The sequence below is a fragment of the Methylobacterium sp. WL103 genome, from assembly GCF_008039885.1.
Lineage (GTDB): Bacteria > Pseudomonadota > Alphaproteobacteria > Rhizobiales > Beijerinckiaceae > Methylobacterium > Methylobacterium cerastii.
This window is the reverse complement of sequence record NZ_VRUX01000818.1, coordinates 1-1,511: the sequence shown is the minus strand read 5'-3', so window position 1 is coordinate 1,511 and position 1,511 is coordinate 1. Positions and strand designations below refer to the sequence as shown.

At 70.2% G+C, this 1,511-nt stretch carries 1 protein-coding gene; it reads left to right on the top strand.

What is annotated here, in order from left to right:
* The first annotated feature begins 116 nt into the window (after positions 1 to 116).
* On the top strand, positions 117 to 1,313 hold the full coding sequence (locus tag FV222_RS25780) for an AI-2E family transporter (protein ID WP_147761410.1): 1,197 nt from the start codon (positions 117 to 119) through the stop codon (positions 1,311 to 1,313).
* Positions 1,314 to 1,511: the final 198 nt, after the last annotated feature.

Genomic DNA, 1,511 nt, shown 5'->3' with positions numbered 1-1,511 from the left:
CGCGGCCGCCGCGCGCTGGGCCGCGATCCTCGGTGACGCCGCGACGACCGAGGGTTGACCGCGACGCCGCACAAGCGCTCGTGAGCGCCGACCTCGCATCAGTTACGAAAGACGACATGGCCGAGCCCAAGACCGAAGCGTTCGCCGGCCCCGTGGGCCCGTGGCGGGGAACCCTGCCGCTCGCCGCATCCGGCATCGCCGTGGTGTCGTTCGTGGCGTTCCTGGCGCTGGCCTGGATGTCGGTGGGCACCCTGTTCCTGGTCTTCGCCGGGGTGCTGCTCGGGGTGTTCCTCGACGGGCTCACCCGCGGCCTCGGCCACCTCCTGCCCCTGCCCCGCGGCCTGAGGCTGACGATCGCCAGCCTCGCGGTGGCGGCCGCGGCCATCGGCCTGATCGGGTTCGGCGGCGCCACGGTGGTGCAGCAGGGCCGCGACCTCGGCCAGACGATCAAGGGCCAGGCGGGCACCGTCACCGGGTGGTTGTCCTCCTACGGGATCGACCTGCCGATGCTCGAACCGGGCGGCGGCTCGGACGACAAGGGGCAGAACGGCACGGGCCAGAACGGCCCCGGTAAGGACGAGAAGCCCGCGCCGAAGGACGACGACAAGAAGTCCGGCGGGCTCGCCGGCCTCGCTTCCGGTGCGATCAAGAGCCCCAGCTCGCTGCTGTCGGATGCCGGCAATGTCCTCGGCCCGGCGGCCACGGTGCTCGTCGGGTTGTTCAGCGCGCTCGGCAACGTGCTGGTGATCGTGTTCCTCGGCCTGTCCTTCGCCGCCGACCCGGGCAGCTACCGCGACGGGGTGCTGCGCTTCATCCCGCCGAAGAAGCGCGGGCGCTGGGCCAAGGTGCTCGACGGCGCCGGAGAGACCCTGCGGCACTGGCTGTTCGGCCAGCTGATCACGATGGCGGTGATCTTCGTCTGCATCTGGGCCGGCCTCAGCTTCCTCGGTATCGGCGGCTCCTTGATCCTCGGGCTGCAGGCGGGCCTGCTGGCCTTCGTGCCGACGGTCGGGCCCCTGCTCGCCGGCGTGATCATCCTTCTGGCGAGCCTCGCCTCGGGGACGAACGCGCTGCTCGGCGCGCTCGGCGTCTACCTGGCGGTGCAGTGCCTGGAGAGCTACGGGCTCACCCCGTTCATCCAGAAGCGCGCCCTCGACATCCCGCCGGCCACGATCTTCGCCGGGCAGCTCGTGCTCGGCGTGATCTTCGGCCTGTGGGGCATCGCGCTGGCCCTGCCGATGATGGCGGTGATCAAGGTGCTGCTGGAGCAGCTCTACGTCGAGGACACGCTCGGCGAGGACGCCACGGTCTGAGGCGCTAAAGCATTTTCAAGCGAGGTGGATGCCGGCTCGCGTGAAGAAAATGCGACCACACAGCAGGTTAGAGCATTTTCAGTGATCCAGAGATCACGGAAAATGCTCTAGCGTTCCAGGGCGCCCTCGATCATCGCGGCGACGGCGAGCGCGCGCCCGTCGCCGCCGAACCGCGCGATGACCTGCACGCCGACCGGC